Below are 17,692 nucleotides of genomic sequence, written 5' to 3'. Positions count from 1 at the left end.
GGCTCGATGACGACAGACACCCGCGCGGCGCGGAACGCCGCCCCCGACGAGCCGGAGATCGTGCCGGACCCGTCGCTGCCCCCCACGGCGGTGCCCGAGGACCGCACCCGGACCCGCTGGACCCCGCAGAAGATCGCCCTCTGGGTCGCGATCTCGCTGCTCGGCGGCATCGCCTGGGTCATGCTCGCGGTCGTCCGCGGCGAGACCGTCAACGCGATCTGGTTCGTGTTCGCCGCCGTGTGCACGTACCTCATCGGGTACCGCTTCTACTCCAAGGTCATCGAGCGCTACATCACGCGCCCCGACGACCGCCGGGCGACGCCCGCCGAGTCGCGCGAGGACGGCAAGGACTACGTCCCGACCGACCGCCACGTGCTGTTCGGCCACCACTTCGCCGCCATCGCCGGCGCCGGCCCGCTCGTCGGCCCGGTGCTCGCCGCCCAGATGGGGTACCTGCCAGGCACGATCTGGATCATCGTCGGCGTCGTGCTCGCGGGCGCGGTGCAGGACTACCTCGTCCTGTTCTTCTCGATGCGCCGGGGCGGGCGGACCATCGGCCAGATGGCGCGCCAGGAGCTCGGGCGCGTGGGCGGCACCGCCGCGATCGTCGCGTCGCTGCTCATCATGATCATCATCGTCGCGATCCTCGCGCTCGTCGTCGTCAACGCGCTCGGCGAGAGCCCGTGGGGCGTGTTCTCCGTGTCGATGACGATCCCGATCGCGCTCTTCATGGGCGTCTACCTGCGCTACCTCCGCCCGGGCAAGATCACCGAGGTCTCGGTCATCGGCTTCGTCCTGCTGCTCGCCGCGATCATCGGCGGCGGCTGGATCGCCGACACCGCGTGGGGCGCCGACCTCTTCACCCTCGACCGCACGACCATCGCCGTCGGGGTGATCGTCTACGGCTTCGTCGCCGCCGTCCTGCCCGTGTGGCTCCTGCTCGCCCCGCGCGACTACCTGTCGACGTTCATGAAGGTCGGCGTCATCGTCGTCCTCGCCGTCGCGGTGATCGTCGTGCGACCGGAGATCACCGTCCCCGCGATCAGCGAGTTCGCGAGCGGCGAGACCGGCCCGGTGGTGTCCGGCGCCCTCTGGCCCTTCCTGTTCGTGACGATCGCGTGCGGTGCCCTGTCCGGGTTCCACGCCCTCATCGCGTCGGGCACGACGCCCAAGCTCGTTGAGAAGGAGCGCCAGACGCGCTTCATCGGCTACGGCGGCATGCTCATGGAGTCGTTCGTCGCGATCATGGCGCTCGTCGCCGCGATCTCGATCGACCGCGGCGTCTACTTCGCGATGAACTCGTCCGCGGCCGCGACCGGGGGCACCGTGGAGGGCGCGGTCGCGTTCGTCAACGGGCTCGGCCTCATGGGCGTCAACCTCACGCCGGACATGCTCACGTCCACGGCCGAGGCCGTCGGTGAGCCGTCGATCGTGTCCCGCACGGGCGGCGCCCCCACGCTCGCCCTGGGACTCGCGCACATCATGCAGCAGCTCGTGGGCGGCACCGCGATGATGGGCTTCTGGTACCACTTCGCGATCATGTTCGAGGCGCTGTTCATCCTCACCGCCGTCGACGCCGGCACGCGCGTCGCGCGGTTCATGCTCCAGGACACGATCGGCAACGTCGTGCCGAGGTTCCGGGACGTGACGTGGCGCCCCGGGGTGTGGTTGTGCACCGCGATCATGGTCGCCGGGTGGGGATCGATCCTCTACCTCGGCGTGACCGACCCGCTCGGCGGCATCAACACGTTCTTCCCGCTGTTCGGCATCGCCAACCAGCTCCTCGCGGCCATCGCGCTCGCCGTCGTGCTGGCGATCGTCGCCAAGCGCGGGCGCAGCTACCAGCGCTGGCTGTGGATCGTCGCGGCGCCGCTCGCGTTCACCGCGGTCATCACCATCTGGGCGTCGATCGAGAAGATCTTCTCGCCCGTCCCCGCGGTCGGGTACTGGGCCAACCACGACGCGTTCAAGGACGCCCTCGCCGCCGGAGAGACGTCGTTCGGCACCGCCGGCTCGGTCGAGGCCATGGAGGCGGTCGTCCGCAACACGTTCGTCCAGGGCACGCTGTCGATCGTGTTCGTCGTCCTCGCGATCGTCGTCATCGTCGCGTCGGTCCTCGTGACCGCGAAGGCGCTGCGCGACGGCGGCGGCACGAACCACGAGGACCCGCCCGTCGCGTCGCGCCGGTTCGCCCCGGCCGACCTGTTCGCGACGAAGGCCGAGAAGGAGATCCAGAAGGAGTGGGCGGCCCTGCCGCCCGAGAAGCGTCCTGCCGCGACGGGGCACCGGTGACGGTGCGGCAGGGCTCGCAGGGCTCCGCCGCGACGGTCGTCCCGGCCGTCGCGGCGGGGTCCCGCTCCCGTCTCCCCGCGCTCGCGGCGGGCGTCGCCCGTCGGGTGCGCGACGGCGCCGCGTCCGTCCGCTGGTACGTGCGGCAGGTCATGGGCGACGACGCGTACGCGACCTACGCCGCGCACCAGCGTGCGGTGCACCCGGGCGGGGTCGTGATGACCGAGCGCGAGTTCTGGCGCATGCGCCACGCCGAGCAGGACGCCAACCCGGGCTCGCGCTGCTGCTGACCGGCCCGCACGCGGTCCCCTCGCGGCCCTCTAGCCGGTCGAGCACGACCCTGCGCGCCGTCGAGCACGACGTCGGTGTCGTCATCCACCCGATAACGACACCGACGTCGTGTTCGGCACCTGGCCCGGGGGCGCGGACGGCGCCTCCGGAGCGCTAGCGTGACCGCGTGGCTCGTCCTCCTGTTCCCATCACGCTCGACCCGCCGCGGGGTCAGATCCCCACCGTGTCGGTCGCGCTCGACACCGATCCGGCGACCGCGGCCGGCTGGGTCGCCGAGGCGTTCGGCTCCCAGCGCTGGAAGCGCCGCGCCTCGGACGCCGCCCACCAGGCCGGTGCGGCGCTGTGGGAGATCGGGGGCGCCGGTCGGGCCTTCTTCCTCGACGACCTCGACGTGCTGCGCTGGGTCACCCCGCGCGTGACGGCCCTCGTCGCGCACGGCCGAGCCGTCGCCACGGTCGGGCCCCTCGACCGGGGCGCGGGCCGGCCTCCCGCCACGACCGTCGCCCTGTCCCTCGTCGACGGCGTCTTCTCCTGCCGCGAGAGCCTCGCCGCGGTCGCGCGCGGCGTGTGCGACCGTGCCGTCCGCGCCGGGGCGCTGCGCCCGGACGACATGCCGGTCTGGGCGAACGCCGTCGAGATCCCCGCCGGGTCGCCCCTGCACCCGGCCACCGGACGAAAGCTCTTCCGCCGTGGCTGAGGCGATCGCGGGTGGCGGGGCGGTCCCGGCCCTGACCGTGCTGGCCATGGGTGACGCCGCGAAGCGTCAGGTGCTGCGCTCCAACATGACGGTGGTCTCGATCCTCGCGCCGCTCGTGGGCCTCGCCCAGCTCCCGGCGGCGATCACGGGCGGCTACCCGGCGCTCGCCCTCGGCCTCCTCGCGTTCGCGCTCGCGATGATCCCGCTGACGTACGCGCTCGCGCGCCGCATGGTCGACCGCGCGCGGCTCGTCCTGGGCGACGGGACGTACGCCGTGCACGGCTGGGGCCGGTCGAAGCGGTTCACGGTCGCGGACGTCGACCGCGTCGTCACCGTGGACCGCATGGCGTTCGGGGCGGCCGGAGCGACGCACCACCTCATCGTGGTCGGGCCGTCGAAGCGGCTGCTCCTGCTCGTCGGGCAGATGTGGGACCGCGACCAGCTCTCCGCCGTCGCGCTCGACCTGGCGCGCCGCGGCGTCCCGCTCACGCCCTGGCACCAGCCGGTCACGCCGGCCCAGCTCCGTGCGTTCGACCGGCGGCTCGTGCCCTGGCCGCAGGCGCACCCGGTCGCCCTCGGCCTGCTGGTCGGGATCGGCACGCTGCTGGTGTGCGTCGTGCTGTTCGTCGTCGTGGTCGCGATCATCGTCTGAGCGCGGCGAGGGGCGCACGCCGGACGGCCGGTGCGGGCCTCAGGCCGCGTCGGCGTCCCCCGGGCGACGCCGGGGCCGGTCGTGCCAGTAGCCCTGGGCGTGCACGCGCGACCTCTGGATCCCCGCCGCCACCAGCTCGGCGCGGACCCGCGCGACGGTCGCGCTCTCCGTCGCGCACCACGCGTAGAAGCCCGCGCCCGCGTCGGCCGCGGACCGGCCGTGCTCCACCGCCCAGGCGCGGACCGCGCCCAGCACGGCCCGCTCGCCCCCACGACGGTGCCGAGGCACGTGCTCGACCCGCACGCGCGCGGGCACGTCGCCGACCGGCGCGTCCGCCGGGTCGTCGGCCTCGACGAGCACGTCCGCCCGGACGTCGGGTCCGAGGCTCGCGAGGATGCCGCGCACCGCGGGCGCCGAGGTCTCGTCCCCGACGAGCAGCACGTGCGCGACGTCCGGCCCCGGGTCCCACTGGGTGCCGTGGTCGGTCACGCCGAACCGCACGTGCGGCGCGGACAGCAGCACGCGGTCCCCGGGCGCCGCGCGCCGCGCCCAGGCGCTCGCCGGGCCCGCCGGCTCGTGCAGGTACACGTCGAGGTCCACCTCGGCGTCCCGCGACCGGACGGCGACGGGCGTGTACGACCGCATCACCGGACGCACCGCGTCGTCGAGCGCCGCCCACTCGCGTCGCCACGCGCTCTCGCCCGCCAGGCGCGCCCGCCGCGCGAGCTCGTCCGCCCCCGGTCCGGGCAGGAGGATCTTCACGCGCTGGTCGAGCCCGACGTCGGCGCACCCCGCCAGGGCGGGGGCCGCGAGGGTCACGCGCACCAGGCGCGGGCCGACGTCGTGCACGCGCGCGACCGCCGTCGGGAAGAGGACGTTGGGCGACCGGTGGAACCGGCACCCGGCCTCGCCCCCGACCGTGCTCCCGGCCGGGCTCCCGACCGCGACCGGAGGCCCGGCCGGCCGGTCAGGACCCGGCACGGTCCTGGAGGAACTGCTCGACGTCGTCGAGCACGGCCTGGCCACCGAGCGGGCCGACGCCGCTGATCCAGTACGACTGGTCGACGACGCGCACGTCGGGGAACGACGCGGCGTTGAGCGGGATCTCGGCCGGGACCGCGGACGCGTCGTCGGGGTCGGCGGCCGAGACGAGGACGAGGTCGGCGGCGGCCTCGGTCACGCGCTCGGGCGAGAGGTCGACCGAGATGTCCTCGCCCCAGTCCTGCGCCGGCGTCGAGAACCCGACGCACTCGAGCGTGCTGCCGGCGAACGACCGGGGCCCGTAAGCGGACACGATGCCGTCGCGCGGGCGCAGGAGCTGTGCCGTCCCGCTGACGTCGTAGTCCTCCTGGAGCTGGGCGCACCGCGCGTCGTAGGCGTCGAGCAGGGCCTGGGCGTCCGTCTCGCGGCCGAGCGCGCGGCCGACGAGCAGCACGTTCTCCTGCCACGGGTCGGTCTGGGTCGCCATGAAGACGGTCGGTGCCACGCTCGCGAGCTGGTCGTAGAGGTCGGAGTGGCGTGACTCCGTGCCGAGGATGAGGTCCGGCTCGAGCGCCGCGATGGCCTCGAGGCTCGGCTCGGGCACGGTCCCGACGACCTCGATCGACTGCGCCTCCTCGCCGAGGTACGCGGGCACGCCCGCCTCGACGCTCAGCACGGCGGCGCCCACGGGGACGACGCCGAGCGCGACCGCGGTGTCCGTCTCGACGGGCTCGAGCGTCACGACGCGCACGGGCGCCGCGTCGAGCTCGGCGGTCCCCCGCGCGTGCTCGACGGCATACCCCGACGCGGTGTCGTCCGGCGCGGGCGCGCCGGTCGCGGCGGGCGCGGGGTCGGACGAGCAGGCCGCGAGCAGACCGGAGGCGAGCACGACGGCACCGGCGAGCACGCCGCGCACGCGAGGGCTGGACGAGGTGGTCCGGGAGATGGGCACAGGGCTTCGCCTTCCGTAGGGTTGCCTCACCTTACCTTCGCGCCGACACAGGACGGGACGTGACGCTGGTTACGATCGCTGCATGTCCGGGCCCGTGTTCGCCGGCGCCGTCGCCGGTCTCGTCGTGGGCGTGCTGCTCACCCTCGGGCTCGTGCTCGCGTGGCGGCTCGCGCGCGGGTCGCGCGAGCTCGGGAGCGACTCGGACCGCGCGACGTTCCGCACCCTGCACCTCGCGTCGCGTGCCGCGACGCACCTGCGGGGCGGGCTCGACGGCGACGACGTCGGGCGCGCGGCCCGCTCGCTGCGCCAGCTCCTCGGCGCGGACGCGCTCGCCGTCGTCACGGCCGAGGGCGCGGTCGCGCTCGACGGCAGCACGACGCTGGAGCCCGACGCGCGCCGGGTCGCCGAGCGGGTGCTCGCCACCGGTCGGCGGCACGTCGAGAGCCGGGACCACAAGGACGGCGACGAGGCGGGCGGCGACGTCGCGGACGCCGTCGGGGCGCCGGTCGTGACGGGCGGGCGCGTCGCGGGCGTCGTCGTCGCGTTCGCGGGCACGGTGCGCCCGCCGCTCGTGCGCGCGACGGGCGAGGTCGCGCAGTGGTGCTCGGCGCAGCTCGAGCTCGGCGAGCTCGAGGCCTCGCGCACCGCGCTCGCACAGGCCGAGCTGCGCGCGCTGCGCGCCCAGATCAGCCCCCACTTCGTCTACAACGCGCTCGGCGCCATCGCGTCGTTCATCAGCACGGACCCGGAACGGGCGCGCGACCTCGTGCTCGACTTCGCCGACTTCACGCGCTACTCGTTCCGCGGCCGCGGCGACTTCACGACGCTCGCCGACGAGCTGCGCTCCATCCACTCCTACGTCGAGCTGGAACGGGCCCGGTTCGGCGAGCGCCTCGCCGTGACCCTGCAGATCGCGCCCGAGTCCCTCACGACCGTCATCCCCTTCCTGTCGGTGCAGCCGCTCGTCGAGAACGCGGTCCGGCACGGCCTCGAACCCCAGGAGCGGGGCGGGACGATCGTCATCACCGCGCGCGACGAGGGCACCCAGACGGAGATCACGGTGGAGGACGACGGCGTCGGCATGGACCCGGCCGTCGTGCGCGAGCTCCTCACGTCGCGCGGGAGCGAGCACGTGGGCCTGCGCAACGTCGACCGGCGCGTGCGCCAGCTCTACGGCGACGACCACGCGCTCGACATCGAGACCGCCCCCGGCTCCGGCACGCTCGTGCGCCTGCGCGTGCCCCGCTCCCAGCCCCTGCACGAGACGGAGGTGAGCGTGCCGTGACCGGCACCGACCCGGCCCCCGGCCCGGCGCCCCAGGACCCGCCCGCCGTCGGGCTGGACGTGCTCGTCGCCGACGACGAGCGGCCCGTGCTCGACGAGCTCGTCGCCCTGCTGCGGCGCGACCCGCGCGTGCGGACCGTGCTCGGCGTCGCGACCGGGTCGGAGGCGCTGCGCGAGCTCTCCTCGCGCACGGTCGACGCGGCGTTCCTCGACATCCACATGCCCGGGCTGACCGGCCTCGACCTGGCTCGCGCGCTCTCGCGGTTCACCGACCGCCCCGCGGTCGTGTTCGTCACCGCGGACGAGGCCCGCGCGCTCGAGGCGTTCGACGTCGAGGCCGTCGACTACGTGCTCAAGCCCGTGCGCCGCGAGCGCCTGACGCGCGCCGTCGACCGGGTCGTGGAGCGCGTCGCGGACCGCGCCGGGCGAGGTGTCGGGGCCGGCGGCGTGCCCGACGGCGCAGGGTCGCCGCCCGCGAGCGCCGCCCCTCCCGCCGCGCCGGCCGCCCCGCCGCGCGGGGCCCCGGAGGACGAGACGCTCGTCGTGACGGTCGGGACGACGACGCGCCTCGTCCGCCGCAGCGCGGTGCGGTGGGTCCAGGCGCAGGGCGACTACTCGCGCCTCGTCACGGACACCGAGCAGTTCCTCGTGCGCGAGCCGCTGTCCGACCTCGAGGAGCGGTGGGCGCCCGCCGGGTTCCTGCGCGTCCACCGGTCGTACCTCGTGGACCGGGCCGCCGTGACCGCGGCGCGGTTCGGCGGGGCGCAGCCCGCGCTCGTCGTGGCGGGGCACGAGGTGCCGGTGAGCCGCCGCATGGTCCCGGCCGTGCGGGAGGCGCTGCTCGGTCCCCACCGGGGCCCGTCGTGAGCGGCCCGGACCCCTCGTCGGCCCCGCCCCCGACCGACGACGGACGCGCTCCCGGTCGAGAGCCGCACCCCGGGGTGCATCCCCCGGCCCGGAGTGCGGCGCCCGACGGGCGTCGTCCCGAGCGCGTGCGCGTCCGGTCGACCGATCCCCCGGCCGGCGTCCCGGCGGGCGGACCGTCGTCGGGCACGCCCACGGCGTCTCCGCGTCGCCCCGAGGAGCCGGACGACGCCGCCGCGCACTACACGCGCGGCCTCGTCCGGGCGCAGCTCCGGCTCGGGCTCGCGTGCGTCGTCTCGTTCCTCGCGGTCGTCGCGCTGCTCACGGTGACGATGAGCGCGGTGCCCGCGCTGGACGCGGTGGTGGTCGCCGGCGTCCCGCTCCCGTGGCTCGTGCACGCGTACGGCTTCTACCCCGTGATCGTCGCGTTCGCGGTCGTGTTCGCCGTCGCGGCGGCGCACAACGAGCGCCGGTACCGCGCGCTCGCAGAGGGATCGGGCGGGTCCGCCGAGGCCGGCCCGGACGAGGCAGGACCCGACGAGGCGGGCGCCGCGTGAGCGCGCTGCCCCTCGTCGCGATCGGGCTGCTGCTGCTCGCGACCGGCCTCATCGGGTTCTACGGCCTGCGCATCTCACGCACCACGAGCGACTTCTTCGTCGCGTCGCGGACGGTGCGGCCGGTGTGGAACGCGTCGGCGATCAGCGGCGAGTACCTGTCGGCGGGCACGTTCCTCGGCCTCTCGGGGCTCGTGCTGCTCTCGGGAGCGGAGGCGTTCTGGTTCCCCGTCGGGTACGCGGCCGGCTACCTGCTGGTCCTGCTGTTCGTCGCGGGACCGCTGCGGCGCAGCGGCGCCTACACGATCCCGGACTTCGTGCACGCCCGGCTCGACTCCGTCGTCGCGCGCCGCGTCACGAGCGTGCTCGTGCTCGTCATCGGGTGGCTGTACGTGGTGCCGCAGCTCCACGGCGCGGCGCTCGTCATCACGAGCGTCGCGCCCGTCCCGCCGTGGGTCGGGTCGGTGGGGATCGCGGTCGTCGTGAGCGCGGTCGTCGCGGCGGGCGGCATGCGCTCCATCACCTTCGTCCAGGCGTTCCAGTTCTGGGTCAAGCTGACCGCGCTCGCGCTGCCGCTCGTGTTCGTGCTCATGGCGCTCGGCGGTGCGTTCGAGCCCGGGGGCGCCGTCGTCACGTTCGACCCCGCCGCCGTCTTCCCGCCCGAGGCCGGGCCGGGCGGTCTCGACGCGTACGCGACCGCGTCGCTCCTGCTCGCGCTGCTGCTCGGGACGACCGGGCTGCCGCACGTGCTCGTGCGCTTCTACACCTCGCCCGACGGCGGCTCGGCCCGCCGCACGACCGTCGTCGTGCTCGTGATGATCAGCGTGTTCTACATGGTGTCGAGCACGCTCGGGCTCGTCGCCCGGGTGGTGGCGCCCGACCTCGCGGCGCCCGGCGTCGCCGACACGGTGGTGCTCACCCTGCCGACCCGACTCGTGCCGGGCCTCGGCGGCGAGCTGCTCGCGGCGCTCGTCGTCGCCGGCGCGTTCGCGGCGTTCCTCGGCACGTCGTCGGGGCTGGTCGTGGCGCTCGCCGGCGTCGTGAGCCAGGACCTGTTCGGCGGGACCGTGCGCTCGTTCCGGTGGTCCGCCGTCGCGTGCACGCTCATCCCGCTCGCGTTCGCGCTCGTCGCCATCCCGCAGGGCCTCGTGACGAGCGTCGGGACGGTGTTCGTCTTCGCCGCCTCCGCGCTGTCGCCGGTGATCCTGCTCGGCGTGTGGTGGCGCCGCCTCACCGCGCGCGGCGCCGTGGCGGGGATGGTCGTGGGCTCCGTCCTGTGCGCGACGGCGCTGCTCGCCTCGTCCGCGCTCGTCGCCGCGGGCTACGGGACGGTCTCGTCAGGCGCGACGGCGGACGGCGTCCCCGGCGTCGTGCGCGCGCTGCTCGCCCAGCCCGCGGCCTGGACCATCCCGCTCGCGACCGCGACCGTCGTCGTCGTGTCGCTGCTCGACCGGCACGGCCCGCCGCTACGCACCGACCGGTTCCTGCAGCGCCTGCACGTGCCGGAGCGCCGCCGGCCGTGACCCCCGGCAGACAGGCAGGGTGAGGACGCGAGCACCGGAACACGTAGAAGGGCCGGGAATCTGTAGCGTGGAGGGCATGAAATTTGTAGCGTAAGAGTCCTGAAATCTGTAGCGTAGGAGGCCGACGAGCCTCCTGGTCGGTTCTCTACCGGGGCCGGGAGCACGCGAGCACCAGGGAGCCGATCAGTGATGGACTACCGCAGGCGCGTCATCGACGACGTGCTCGACGAGCTGGTCGCAGAGCTGCCGACGATCGAGCTCCACGGGCCGAAAGGCGTGGGGAAGACAGCCACCGCGCAACAACGCGCCCGCACGGTGATGCGCCTGGACGATCCTCGCGAACGTGAGTTGTTCGCCAGCGACCCGGCACGAATCCGCGCCGTAGAGCACCCGCTGCTCGTGGACGAGTGGCAGCGGGTCCCGGAGTCGTGGGACGTGGTTCGACGAGCGGTCGACGACGGCATCGGGACCTACCTGCTGACCGGCAGCTCCGTCCCCCTCGAAGCACCCGTCCACTCCGGGGCAGGCCGGTTCGTCACGTTTCGCATGCGTCCCATGAGCCTCCTGGAGCGAGGGTTTGCAGAACCCACCGTCAGCCTCGGCGACCTGCTGGACGGGTCTCGGCCCGAGATCACCGGGTCGTCGAGACGCGGCACACGTGACTACGTCGACGAGATCGTGCGTTCCGGGTTCCCGGACATCCACGCCCTCGCGCCGCGAGCCCGTCGGCACCGGCTCGAGGGATACGTGGACCTGATCGTCACGAGGGCGTTCCCCGAGCAAGGACTCGTCGTGCGTCGCCCGGGCGTCCTGCGCGCGTGGCTCACGGCCTATGCAGCCGCGACGTCGACGACTGCGACCTACCAACGGATCCTTGACGCCGCCACACCCGGCCTCTCCGAGAAGCCCGCTCGGAGCACCGTGACCGCGTACCGCGACGTGCTTGAACAGCTCTGGATGCTCGATCCCGTCGAAGCGTGGCTCCCAGGCAGGAATCACCTCACCCGGCTCGCGCGCGGACCCAAGCACCAGCTCGCGGACCCCGGTCTCGCCGCTCATCTGCTCGGTGCAGACCAGTCCGCGCTTCTCGGGGGCAGCGACGGCCCGGTCCCCAACCTGCGCGACGGGACCTTGCTCGGATCGCTGTTCGAGCACCTCGTCACTCTGGACGTCCAGGTCTATGCCGAACGGTCCGAAGCACGGGTACGTCACCTCCGGACGGCTGACGGCGCGCACGAGGTCGACATCATCGTCGAGCGTCCGGACGGCCGGGTCCTGGCGATCGAGGTCAAGCTCGCGACCACGGTCACCGACCACGACGTCCGGCACCTCGCATGGCTCCGCGACAGGATCGGCGCCGACCTCCTCGACGCGGCCGTCGTCACGCCCGGGCCCCACGCCTATCGGCGGCGGGACGGGATCGCCGTCGTACCGGCCGCGCTGCTGGGTCCTTGACCGTCACGATCGGTGACCTGGCGGGGGGGCGACGACCACGGCCCCCGACCTCGGCCTCGCGTGACGCCCGTCACGGCAGGAGCCAAGCGCCGTCTGAACACGTGACGGGGTGGGCCCGCACGTGGGAGGACGGGACATGGAACTGGCACGCTCGACGACGGCTGCGCTCCCGACGATCTGGGGGTACGCCACGCTCACCACGACGCGCCACCGAGCGCTGCCGTGCGCCACCACCCAGCGGGTGGACACCGTGCTGGCGCCCGTGCTCACGCCCGACGAGCTGGAGGACCTGCACGATCGTCTCGACGCCCGGCCTCGCAGGTGGTGGGGCCGTACCCCACTGCTCCTCGGCGCGAGCCGCTCGGCACGCCATGCCCTCTCGCACGCGATCGACGTCCGGACGACGACCGTGCTGCAGTGCCCACCGGACCACCCCGGTCACGGCTCTCCGGTGGCCCGCCTCCTGCGAACCATGGTCGTCGTGGAGGCCGCCCCGCTCACCGTGACGGGCGAGGCCCTCGCGCGCGAGCTGCTCTGGGCGGGCCTGTGTGCCGCACGCGTGGGCGAGACGGACAGCGTCCTCAGGGCCGCCGGTGCACTCCGCGGGCTGACCGCGGCGAACCGGCCGGACCTGCGCAGCCTCGCGGAGGACTCGTGAAGCCCTGCTCGGGCCGGTTCGGCCGTGTTCGCCCGATCTCATCCCACTCATCACCCTCGTCCGACCGGTCGCAACGAGCGCGGGCGACGTCTGATGTGGAGCGGGGGGTCGACCGGAGAGAGGCGGACGGGCGTGGATGACTTCGTGCACGAGATCGGGGCGTACGTGAACCGGGTGGAGCGCCTGCACTGGCGGCGTACCGGCCTGTTCAGCAGGACGGTCGTCGACGCTATCGTGCCGCTGTGCCAGGCCTACGCGGCCGGAGCGGACGCGGCCCTTCTCTACCTGGCCGTGCAGGACCTGTGCGCGACGCTCCGCGCGCTCGGCGTCCCACCGGGCTGCCGGGCGCGCGCTGCGGCGGCAGTGGCCGACGACCTCGATCTCGCACTGCTCGCGTGGCTTCCCCAGCCCGATCTCGGGGTACGAGACCCGCTGCTCGCGCGAGCCTTCCGCTCGGCCGAGCCGCTCGACCGAGACGACCTCGACCCCGTGCCCGCCACGGCCGTAGGAGCCGCCGCATGATCGCACGACGACGCGCGGCCGCGGGCCGCGACGAGGGCGAACGGCCGTCACTGCTCACCCCGGCCGAGGTGGCGGCTCTCTTCCGGGTCGACCCAAAGACCGTCACCCGCTGGGCCCAGGCGGGCAAGATCACGTCCGTCCGGACGCTCGGTGGCCACCGACGCTTCGACGCCGACGAGATCGAGCGCCTGATCGAATCCGCACGCACCGGCCGGACGAGCGAGACACCGTCGTGACGGGATCGCGACTCGGCACATGGCTCGCAGCCGCCGTCTGCGCGGCGGGTCTCTGCTGCGTCGCGGCCTCCCTGCTGCTCGCGCTGGGCAGCTGAAGAAGCTCAGAGGCCCTGCGGGGCCTCCCCAGCTTCACGGACGGCCGCGAGATGCGCGTCCGTCCCACCGCGCCCTGTCCGCGGGTTCGAGCGACGCCCGGTGGCTCCCTGCGTGACGGGGGCGCGGCACGCTACCGACAAGCTTCACCTGCCAGTTCACCCACGGTGGTCCGCCATGACCGTCCGCTTCACCAGTCTGTCTTCACAGAGAGGCACGCCTCGGGGGCCTCTGCGGACGAGGAGCAGACCATGACGCATCCCACGCTGTGGGACCAGCTCGAGGAGATGGCCGCCGGGAGTCCGCTCCCCCCACCCCCTCCGCACCATCGTCGCGCCGCCACCGGACCGGGCTCCGGGCGTGGTGCGGTGTCGTCGGTCGTGGGTGTTCTCGGGGAGCTGCTCATCACGCTCGGGATCGTGCTGGGCCTGTACGTGGTGTGGCAGCTGTGGTGGACGGACGTGCAGGCGGACCGGGTGCAGGCGCAGGTGTTGGAGGAGATGGGTGCGCCCACGCCGGACGCGGGCGACGTCGCGACGACCGTCCGGCGGGACGAGCCTCCGGTCATGGAGGCGCTGGCGCTGGGCGAGGTGTGGGGCACGCTGTACGTGCCGCGGTGGGACGGGAAGATGATGCCGATCGCGGAGGGGACGGACAAGCGGACGATCCTCGACCAGGGCCAGGCGGGCCACTACGCGGAGACGGTCATGCCGGGCGACGTCGGGAACTTCTCCCTCGCGGGCCACCGGCAGACGTACGGCAAGATCTTCCACGACGTGGAGGAGCTGCAGGTCGGCGACCCGATCGTCGTGGAGGCCGGTGGGATCTGGTACGTGTACCGGGTGGACCACCTGCAGGCGGTCAAGCCTGACCAGGTGGAGGCCGTGGCCCCGGTGCCGTGGCAGCCGGGCGTCGAGCCCACGGAGCGGTATCTGACGTTGACGACGTGCCATCCGATCGGGTTGAACTCGCTCGTGGCCCGGTTCATCGTGAATGCGAAGCTCGACTACTGGATGCCGGTCGAGGACGGCACGCCGCCGGACCTGGTCGGTCAGGCGGCGCCTGCTGCCGAAGGGAGCGCGTGATGTACGGGGCGCTGTGGCGCGTGCTGCCCGGGCCCGCGTGGGTCCGGGCGGGGATCCTGCTCGTCCTGCTGGCCGCCGTCGTGCTCGCGTGCTTCGAGTGGCTCTTCCCGCTCCTGTCGGAGTACATGCCGTTCAACGACCCCAACATCCAGACCGACGCCGCCGACTGAGCGGATCCGGCTTCTCGTGGCGGCTCCGAGCGCGTCGAGGACCGCGGCGCAAGCGGGGGGGCGTCCGTCCTTCACTGCTCGGGCAGCGGAACGCTCCCGAGAAGATCGTCGATCTCGAGCTCTACCGGCGCACCCCCGGCACCGGGCATCTCCGCCACGGGGTCGGCCACCACGACGTCGTACCCCTCCTCCCGGAGGACACGGCGGACCTGCGCGAGGTCTGCCTCCGGGAGGACCAGCCAGTCGGGATCCTCGAGCGGCGCACAGACCACCTGGTGATCGGCGTCCAACGTCGTGCGCAGCTCCTGGAGCCACTCCACGCGCACCGGGCAGTACCCGTCGTCTGCTGCGGCGTCGGCCTCCGTGTCCCACACGCTCGCGCTCAGCGGCATGACGACCACGGCCGTCCCCGCTGCCCAGATCGCCACGCTCTCCCGCACCGTCACGTGCTTCTCCTCAGGCACATTCCATCCACCCCTGTCCAACCGTTCCGTTCCGGAGGACGACTCGTGTCGCCTCCGTCCTCACGTGGCCCGACGTGTGATGGTGCCGCATCCCGGCACCGTCCCTCGCCCCGCCTCATGCACCCGCCGTTCGGCTCTCGTCCGACCCCCAACACCCTGACCAGCCTCGACACCGCACGAGAGCATCCCTGCCTCACCCCTTCCGGGCATGTTGAATCACCCTCTCGATCACCACCTCGATCCGCGACACGATGTGCACCGTCTCGCATCTCAGTGGGTGAAGTCACACACGACCTGCCTCGTCGGGGCGGCGGCGCGGCCACGACGAGCATCTGAGGACGGGGCACCACGGATGGACCTGAGCACTACCGACGAGCAGACGACGACCGGGCGCCGGTATGCACCGCGCCACCTCGACACGGGCGATACCGACACCGTGCTCTGCGAGCGTGCACGCGAGGGAGACCAGGAGGCGGTCGCCGAGCTCTGGCGCAGGCACTACCCGTACGCCCTGGTGGTCGCCCGCCGCTACACCCGCTCCCAGTGGGAAGCGGACGACCTCGCGGCGGAGGCCTTCACCCGCATCCTCATCCTCTTCCGACGCGGTCAGGGACCCGTCGAGTACGCACGGACCTACATCGCCCGGGCCGTGCGCAACGCCGCCACCGACCGTTCTCGACGCAAGACGCTCCCGACGGTGGAGATCGACGAGGCCGTCGACGTCCCCTCGGCCTACGACCTCGGTTCGCACGCGACGAGCTCGGTGGAGCTGGACGAGGCCGTGGAGGGCATGTCCGGCTGCTCGGAACGCCAGCGCTACGTCCTCTGGCAGGTCGCCATGGCCGGACGGACCGTGGCAGAGCTCGCGACCGAGCTCGACACGACTCCGAACGCCGTCTCCGCGCTCCTCGTCCGCGCTCGTGCGACGGTGCGTCGCACGATGGACGCGAACCGGGAGGCGCGCCGCACGGCCGCGCGACTGCGAGGCGCGGAGGCGGCCGGCCTCTGAGCCGGCACCAGCGCTATCCCGCGGGCGGCGGAGACGATCTGCCGCCCGCGTGACTCACCACCGTCCGATAGACCCGCAGTCTCTCCACCTGGAGCTCGGCGAACAGCGGCGCGTCGACCTCGTCCGCCGGCACCGCGAGGAGCCGCTCGAGGATCTCCCGCTGCGCCGCGTCGAGCTCGTCCAGGCGACGCCGGTCTGCCGAGGTGAGGAGAGGCCACGTCTCCGTGTAGGTAGGAAGGTCCGCCGTCATCGGTCGTTCTCCCGCGGGGACCCGCTGCGCACGACATCGAGCAGGTCGCCCGCCGTGTAGAGCGCGCGCCCGTCCGATGCTCGCAGGGTGCGCAACGCACCGCGTCGACCGAGCTCGACGAGGACGGTCTCGTCCACGCCGAACAGCCGGGACGCGGTCGAGGACGTCAGCAGACCGCAGTCCGGGTCGGCAGGATCGCTCGTCGCTCCCCAGAGCGTCATCGCGACCACTACCTACGAGACCAGGATCTCGGCGCGGTCCGCCGCCCCGGCATCGGTGGCCGCTCCACGCGCTGTGAGCATCGCTCGTAGCGCGATCACCGTACGCTCGGCCGCCCTACCGTCCCCGAACGGGTTCTCGGCACGAGCCATGCGGGCGTGGAACTGCTCGTTCGTGAGCAGCTCGCGCAACGTGCGCACGATGCGGTTCTGGTCCGTGCCGACGAGGACCGCGCCGCCGGCCTGGACGACCTCGGGCCGCTCCGTCGTGTCCCTCGTGACGATCACGGGCACGTCGACCGCCGGCGCCTCCTCCTGGATCCCACCCGAGTCCGTGACCACGACGGTCGAGTGCGCGAGCAGATGACAGAACGGCGCGTAGTCCATGGGCTCGGTCAGGTGGACGTTCGGCACCTCGGACAAGATCGGGACGACGACGTCTCGCACGAGCGGGTTGCGATGCATCGGGAGGACCACGAGAACGTCCGGGTAGAGGTTGGCGACGCGGACCAACGCCCCCGCGACCTCCCCGATCCCCGCACCCCACGACTCACGACGATGCGCAGTGACGAGCACAATACGGCGCCCCTGGGACACGGCCACATCGATCACCGGGTCGCCCGTCGAGCCCTGCCGCTCGACCGTACGCAGCAGGGCGTCGATCACGGTGTTGCCCGTGACGACGACCTTCTCGCGCGGCACGTTCTCGACGTAGAGGTTGTGGGCCGCAGCCTCGGTCGGGGCGCAGTGCAGTGCCGCGACCGACCCCACGAACTTTCGGTTTCCCTCTTCAGGGAACGGCGAGTACACGTCACCGGTCCGCAGGCCAGCCTCGACGTGCACGACCGGGATCTGGCGGTGGTACGCGGCGAGCGCCCCCGCGAAGGCGGTGCTCGTATCCCCCTGCACCACGACCGCGTCGACCGGGTGACGGTCCAGGTAAGCACCGAAACCCTGGAGAGCGCCGGCCACGACGTCGTCAAGCGACTGACCGTGCCGCAAGAGCCCCAGATCGTGGTCCGGAACGATCCCAAACAGGTCGTTCACCTGGTCGAGCATCTCGCGATGCTGACCCGACGTGACCACGACGGGCGTCAGATCACGAGACGCCCGCAACGCCGCCACCACGGGCGCCATCTTCACCGCCTCGGGCCTCGTCCCGTAGAGCACGGCGATCCTGCGCCGGCTGCCATCAGTGCTCATCGTCTTGCTCCTCGTCATCGTCCCGGAACGCCCCGTGCAGCGGGACAGACGAGAACGACCGAGCGCAATGACGGGGGGATGCCGTGCCGATACAGGCCGGGCTCGGTCGATGGGCTCACCCTGCGGTTCACACCGTCAGACCCACCCCCGACCCACCGTCTACCCCAGAGCAAGCCCAACCCGGTCACGGCACACACGCGCCCACAGACCGGCACACGGAAAGGGAAAAGACATGTCTTTTG

The 17,692-nt window shown here is 73.1% G+C and carries 20 protein-coding genes; 15 read left to right on the top strand and 5 right to left on the bottom strand.

All coding sequences use genetic code 11. The annotated features are described in order from the left end of the window. The first annotated feature begins 6 nt into the window (after window positions 1-6). The 4 genes from ABWU78_RS06095 to ABWU78_RS06080 all read left to right on the top strand — a co-directional run bounded on the left by ABWU78_RS06095 (window position 7) and on the right by ABWU78_RS06080 (window position 3,929). The gene (locus ABWU78_RS06095; protein WP_439157841.1) at window positions 7-2,292 is read left to right on the top strand and encodes a carbon starvation CstA family protein; all 2,286 of its coding nucleotides are present in this window, start codon (window positions 7-9) and stop codon (window positions 2,290-2,292) included. Beyond that, window positions 2,289-2,579 (top strand): YbdD/YjiX family protein, encoded by a 291-nt coding sequence (locus ABWU78_RS06090; protein WP_308202341.1) that lies wholly within the window; start codon window positions 2,289-2,291, stop codon window positions 2,577-2,579. The genes ABWU78_RS06095 and ABWU78_RS06090 overlap by 4 nt, the downstream gene beginning before the upstream one ends. A 167-nt stretch (window positions 2,580-2,746) precedes the next feature. Then, window positions 2,747-3,277, top strand: a complete 531-nt coding sequence (locus ABWU78_RS06085; protein ID WP_439157840.1) for a hypothetical protein — start codon at window positions 2,747-2,749, stop codon at window positions 3,275-3,277. Continuing rightward, complete coding sequence (locus ABWU78_RS06080) at window positions 3,270-3,929, top strand: hypothetical protein (RefSeq protein WP_439157839.1); 660 nt, start codon at window positions 3,270-3,272, stop codon at window positions 3,927-3,929. The genes ABWU78_RS06085 and ABWU78_RS06080 overlap by 8 nt, the downstream gene beginning before the upstream one ends. 39 nt (window positions 3,930-3,968) lie before the next feature. Here ABWU78_RS06080 and ABWU78_RS06075 read toward each other — a convergent pair whose 3' ends face one another. Next, on the bottom strand, window positions 3,969-4,910 hold the full coding sequence (locus tag ABWU78_RS06075) for a siderophore-interacting protein (protein ID WP_439157838.1): 942 nt from the start codon (window positions 4,908-4,910) through the stop codon (window positions 3,969-3,971). Continuing rightward, window positions 4,897-5,862 (bottom strand): ABC transporter substrate-binding protein, encoded by a 966-nt coding sequence (locus ABWU78_RS06070; protein WP_439157837.1) that lies wholly within the window; start codon window positions 5,860-5,862, stop codon window positions 4,897-4,899. The genes ABWU78_RS06075 and ABWU78_RS06070 overlap by 14 nt, the downstream gene beginning before the upstream one ends. 82 nt (window positions 5,863-5,944) lie before the next feature. On the opposite strand from ABWU78_RS06070, the gene ABWU78_RS06065 reads away from it, so the two are divergent. The 10 genes from ABWU78_RS06065 to ABWU78_RS06020 all read left to right on the top strand — a co-directional run bounded on the left by ABWU78_RS06065 (window position 5,945) and on the right by ABWU78_RS06020 (window position 14,306). Beyond that, the gene (locus tag ABWU78_RS06065) at window positions 5,945-7,147 is read left to right on the top strand and encodes a sensor histidine kinase (protein WP_439157836.1); all 1,203 of its coding nucleotides are present in this window, start codon (window positions 5,945-5,947) and stop codon (window positions 7,145-7,147) included. Further along, the gene (locus ABWU78_RS06060) at window positions 7,144-8,013 is read left to right on the top strand and encodes a LytR/AlgR family response regulator transcription factor (protein ID WP_439157835.1); all 870 of its coding nucleotides are present in this window, start codon (window positions 7,144-7,146) and stop codon (window positions 8,011-8,013) included. Before ABWU78_RS06065 ends, ABWU78_RS06060 begins: the two co-directional genes overlap by 4 nt. Window positions 8,014-8,138: 125 nt before the next feature. Beyond that, window positions 8,139-8,567, top strand: coding sequence for a heavy metal transporter (locus tag ABWU78_RS06055; RefSeq protein WP_253054871.1), 429 nt, complete (start codon window positions 8,139-8,141; stop codon window positions 8,565-8,567). Further along, entirely contained in the window at window positions 8,564-10,087 is a 1,524-nt protein-coding gene (locus ABWU78_RS06050; RefSeq protein WP_253054873.1) for a sodium/solute symporter, read from the top strand. Before ABWU78_RS06055 ends, ABWU78_RS06050 begins: the two co-directional genes overlap by 4 nt. Window positions 10,088-10,306: 219 nt before the next feature. Next, window positions 10,307-11,542, top strand: a complete 1,236-nt coding sequence (locus ABWU78_RS06045) for an ATP-binding protein (RefSeq protein WP_439157834.1) — start codon at window positions 10,307-10,309, stop codon at window positions 11,540-11,542. Window positions 11,543-11,678: 136 nt separating this feature from the next. Next, the gene (locus ABWU78_RS06040; protein ID WP_253054877.1) at window positions 11,679-12,200 is read left to right on the top strand and encodes a hypothetical protein; all 522 of its coding nucleotides are present in this window, start codon (window positions 11,679-11,681) and stop codon (window positions 12,198-12,200) included. Between the two features lie 132 nt (window positions 12,201-12,332). Next, window positions 12,333-12,722, top strand: coding sequence for a hypothetical protein (locus ABWU78_RS06035; RefSeq protein WP_353706851.1), 390 nt, complete (start codon window positions 12,333-12,335; stop codon window positions 12,720-12,722). Then, window positions 12,719-12,958, top strand: a complete 240-nt coding sequence (locus ABWU78_RS06030; RefSeq protein WP_253054881.1) for a BldC family transcriptional regulator — start codon at window positions 12,719-12,721, stop codon at window positions 12,956-12,958. Before ABWU78_RS06035 ends, ABWU78_RS06030 begins: the two co-directional genes overlap by 4 nt. 344 nt (window positions 12,959-13,302) lie before the next feature. Next, on the top strand, window positions 13,303-14,136 hold the full coding sequence (locus ABWU78_RS06025) for a class E sortase (protein ID WP_439157833.1): 834 nt from the start codon (window positions 13,303-13,305) through the stop codon (window positions 14,134-14,136). Beyond that, on the top strand, window positions 14,136-14,306 hold the full coding sequence (locus ABWU78_RS06020) for a hypothetical protein (protein ID WP_353706853.1): 171 nt from the start codon (window positions 14,136-14,138) through the stop codon (window positions 14,304-14,306). The genes ABWU78_RS06025 and ABWU78_RS06020 overlap by 1 nt, the downstream gene beginning before the upstream one ends. A gap of 71 nt (window positions 14,307-14,377) precedes the next feature. Here the strand turns inward: ABWU78_RS06020 and ABWU78_RS06015 are convergent, their stop codons facing one another. After that, window positions 14,378-14,770: a hypothetical protein gene (locus ABWU78_RS06015; RefSeq protein WP_353706854.1), complete on the bottom strand. Its 393-nt coding sequence runs from the start codon at window positions 14,768-14,770 to the stop codon at window positions 14,378-14,380. 352 nt (window positions 14,771-15,122) lie between these two features. Here ABWU78_RS06015 and ABWU78_RS06010 point away from each other — a divergent pair, with 352 nt between their 5' ends. After that, window positions 15,123-15,779 (top strand): RNA polymerase sigma factor, encoded by a 657-nt coding sequence (locus ABWU78_RS06010; protein WP_253054889.1) that lies wholly within the window; start codon window positions 15,123-15,125, stop codon window positions 15,777-15,779. 246 nt (window positions 15,780-16,025) lie between these two features. Here the strand turns inward: ABWU78_RS06010 and ABWU78_RS06005 are convergent, their stop codons facing one another. Together ABWU78_RS06005 and wecB are read right to left on the bottom strand one after the other, a co-directional pair. Next, window positions 16,026-16,250, bottom strand: a complete 225-nt coding sequence (locus ABWU78_RS06005; RefSeq protein ID WP_253054891.1) for a hypothetical protein — start codon at window positions 16,248-16,250, stop codon at window positions 16,026-16,028. Between the two features lie 12 nt (window positions 16,251-16,262). Continuing rightward, window positions 16,263-17,450, bottom strand: coding sequence for a non-hydrolyzing UDP-N-acetylglucosamine 2-epimerase (gene wecB / locus ABWU78_RS06000; RefSeq protein WP_439157832.1), 1,188 nt, complete (start codon window positions 17,448-17,450; stop codon window positions 16,263-16,265). Window positions 17,451-17,692 lie beyond the last annotated feature (242 nt).

This window comes from Cellulosimicrobium sp. CpK407 (assembly GCF_051844275.1).
In the GTDB taxonomy this organism is placed as follows: domain Bacteria; phylum Actinomycetota; class Actinomycetes; order Actinomycetales; family Cellulomonadaceae; genus Cellulosimicrobium; species Cellulosimicrobium cellulans_G.
The sequence above is the reverse complement of the archived record's forward strand: the minus strand, read 5'-3'. Positions and strand labels throughout refer to the sequence as shown.